At 72.7% G+C, this 2,983-nt stretch carries 3 protein-coding genes and 1 pseudogene; 1 reads left to right on the forward strand and 3 read right to left on the reverse strand.

Annotated features, from left to right (window positions below; translation table 11 throughout):
- Window positions 1-163: 163 nt before the first annotated feature.
- Window positions 164-643: a GNAT family N-acetyltransferase gene (locus tag E2E34_RS33015; RefSeq protein WP_138905518.1), complete on the reverse strand. Its 480-nt coding sequence runs from the start codon at window positions 641-643 to the stop codon at window positions 164-166.
- 1 nt (window position 644) lies between these two features.
- Window positions 645-1,415, reverse strand: a complete 771-nt coding sequence (locus E2E34_RS33020; protein WP_138905519.1) for an IclR family transcriptional regulator — start codon at window positions 1,413-1,415, stop codon at window positions 645-647.
- Between the two features lie 117 nt (window positions 1,416-1,532).
- On the opposite strand from E2E34_RS33020, the gene E2E34_RS33025 reads away from it, so the two are divergent.
- A complete protein-coding gene (locus E2E34_RS33025) occupies window positions 1,533-2,870 on the forward strand; it encodes an aldehyde dehydrogenase family protein (RefSeq protein WP_138905520.1) in 1,338 nt (445 codons plus the stop codon).
- Here the strand turns inward: E2E34_RS33025 and E2E34_RS33030 are convergent.
- Window positions 2,846-2,983, reverse strand: a pseudogene (locus E2E34_RS33030) (DsbA family oxidoreductase); the annotation flags it as partial. The gene E2E34_RS33025 and the pseudogene E2E34_RS33030 overlap by 25 nt on opposite strands.

Raw genomic sequence — 2,983 nt, forward strand, 5'->3', positions numbered from 1 at the left:
GGGTACGGGCGGGGCAGGTGCCGCCGCAGGGTCGGAGGCGGGCCGATGGCCCCGGGGCAGGGAAGCACGCGTGGTGTCCGTCATGGCGTCCACGCTCCCGGACCGGACGGCCCCGCACCTCCCACGCGCAGGTGAACCCTCTCCCCCGCGCGGGGGAGAGCGCTCAGCCCGAGAGGGTGAGCACCAGCTCGTCGATCTCCGCCCCGCGCGCGTTCGCGAACCCGCGCTCGTGCCCCGTGACGGCGAAACCGCACTTCTCCAGCACCCGGACCGAACCGGCGTTGTCCGCCGCGGCGCGCGCGAACAGGGGGCGCTCCGGCACGACGTCGAGTACGGCGCGCAGCGCGGCGGTGGCCACGCCCCGGCCCCAGTGGGCGCGGTCGATCCAGTACGTCACCTGGAGGTCGCCCGGCTCCCCGTACACGCAGACGCTGCCCACCACCTCGCCGTCGGCGAGCACGGTCCGTACGACGTACTCGGCGATGTTGCGCTTCCAGTGCGCGTCGAACCTCTCCCGGTCCACGGGGTCCGCCGGGCCGAACGCCGCCATGCGCTTCGCCTCCGGGTCCTGGAAGTGAGCGAAGAAGAGATCGAGGTCGTCCGGCTGGACCTCGCGCAGCGTCACGCCCGAAGCGAGTGTCATGTCAAAGCCTCCTGGTGGCGAGTGTCAGCCGGTCGCGTGCGTCGAACAGGGCGTCCTTGACCGTCTGTTCGTGCGCCGGGGTGAGCCGGGCGACGGGCACCGAGCAGCTGATGGCGTCGCGGGCCGGCGTGCGGTAGGGGATCGCGACACCGAAGCAGCGCAGCCCCAGCGTGTTCTCCTCGCGGTCCACGGCGTAGCCCTGTTCGCGGACGAGGTGCAGCTCCTCGATCAGCTTCTCGCGGTCGGTGATCGTGTGCTCCGTCAGCGCCGGCAGCGTCTTCGGCAGGAGCGCCCGCACCTGCTCGTCGGTGTGCGTCGCGAGCAGCGCCTTGCCCAGGGATGTCGAGTGCGCGGGCAGCCGGCGGCCGACGCGCGTGAAGGGGCGCAGGTAGTGCTGGGACTGGCGGGTCGCGAGGTACACGACGTTCGTACCGTCGAGACGGGCCAGGTGAATGGTCTCCGTCGTGTCGTCGGATAGCCGGTCCAGGGTGGGGCGGGCGGAGGCCACCACCTCGTCGCCGTCGATGTACGACGTGCCGACGAGCAGGGCGCGTACGCCGATGCCGTACCGCGTGCCCGTCGCGTCCGTCTCGATCCAGCCGAGCTCGACGAGCGTGCGCAGCAGCATGTAGAGGCTGGACTTGGGGTAGCCGACGGCTTCCTGGACGGCGGCGAGGGAGTGCATGCCGGGGCGGCCGGCGAAGAATTCGAGCAACTCCACGGTCCGCACCGCCGATTTGACCTGCGCACCGCCCGTATCGGCAGTTGACATTGAGCCTCGCCCCTTCTTGACGACTCTTGACCGCTCAGAACGTCCGTTAATAGAGTCCCAGCATATTCAGTATCAGGAACTCTGTTCAGAATATCGAACAGCTGGAGGGACGCCACGGTGGCAGCTGCACCAGTCTGGAGTGTCGACCCCCGAACGGGGAAGCCGCGTGAGCAGGTCGCGGTCGAGGCGACCTGGCAGGAGGTGGACCGCGCGGTACGGGCCGCGCACGCCGCTCGCTCCGCCCTCGCGGACCGCACGGCCCGGGCCGCCCTGCTCCGTACCGCCGCCCAGCTCCTCGACGAGGCCGCGGAACACGTCGTCGAGGCGGCCGACGCCGAGACCGCGCTCGGCCCGACGCGGCTGACCGGCGAGCTCGCCCGCACGACGGCCCAGCTCAGGGCCTTCGCGGACGTCGTCGACGAGGGCGCCTTCCTGGACATCAGGATCGACCACGAAGACGGTACGAAGACCCCGCCCCGGCCCGACCTGCGCCGCTACAAGATCCCGCTGGGCGTCGTCGCGGTCTACGCCGCCAGCAACTTCCCGCTCGCCTTCTCGGTGCCCGGCGGCGACACCGCGAGCGCGCTCGCGGCGGGCTGCCCGGTCGTCGTCAAGGCGCACCCCGACCACCCGGCCACCTCGGAGCTGTGTGCTTCCGTACTGCACAGGGCGGCGGCCCGACTCGGCCTGCCCGAGGACGTGGTGGTCCTCCTCCACGGCTTCGACGCCGGCATCGAGCTGGTGCGCCACCCGCTGGTCGCGGCCGCCGGCTTCACCGGATCGGTACGCGGCGGCCGGGCGCTCTTCGACGCGGCGGCGGCGCGGCCCGCGCCCATCCCCTTCCACGGCGAGCTGGGCTCCCTCAACCCTGTCGTGATCACCCCGGCGGCCGCCGAGGAGCGGGCCGAGCAGATCGGGGCCGGGCTCGCGGGCTCCATGACCCTGGGCGCGGGGCAGTTCTGCACCAAGCCCGGGTTCGTGCTGGCACCCGAAGGGCCGTCCGGCGACCGCCTGCTGAAGTCCCTCACCGCCGCCGTCAGCGACACCGATCCCGGCGTCATGCTGGACCACCGGATGCGGGACGCGTTCGTGGAGGGGGTACGCGAACGGGCCGGCCTGCCGGACACCGAGGCCCCGGTGACCCCGGGCGCCGGCGGGGAGCACACGGTCAGCGCGGGGTTCCTGACCGTACCGGCGCGGCTGCTGGCCGCCGAGGGGCCGCACGACCTGCTCCTGGAGGAGTGCTTCGGGCCCGTCACGGTGGTCGCGCGCTACGAGGACCCGGCGGAGATCGGCGCGGTGCTCTCCCGGCTCCCGGGCAACCTCACCGCCACGCTCCAGCTCTCCGCCGAGGAGCTGGCGGGAGACGGGGACACCGGGGCGCGGCTCCTCGCCGAACTCACGCCGCTCGCGGGGCGGGTGCTGGTGAACGGGTGGCCGACGGAGATCCCGTAACGCCGGTCCAGCACGAAGAACGGCACTGCGCTCGCCCCCAGCTCGGCGGCCTCGCGCTCGTCGGCGCGCACCTCGTCGGCGTACGCGCTCTCGTCCTCAAGGACGGCGCGCGC

Origin of the sequence: Streptomyces albidochromogenes, from assembly GCF_005981925.1 — a bacterium.
GTDB classification, from domain to species: Bacteria; Actinomycetota; Actinomycetes; order Streptomycetales; family Streptomycetaceae; genus Streptomyces; species Streptomyces albidochromogenes.

Bases quoted from the DNA above. Each gene is read 5' to 3' on its own strand.
- E2E34_RS33015 (WP_138905518.1), bottom strand. From the start codon at position 643: ATGACACTCGCTTCGGGCGTGACGCTGCGCGAGGTCCAGCCGGACGAC.
- E2E34_RS33020 (WP_138905519.1), bottom strand. From the start codon at position 1,415: ATGTCAACTGCCGATACGGGCGGTGCGCAGGTCAAATCGGCGGTGCGG.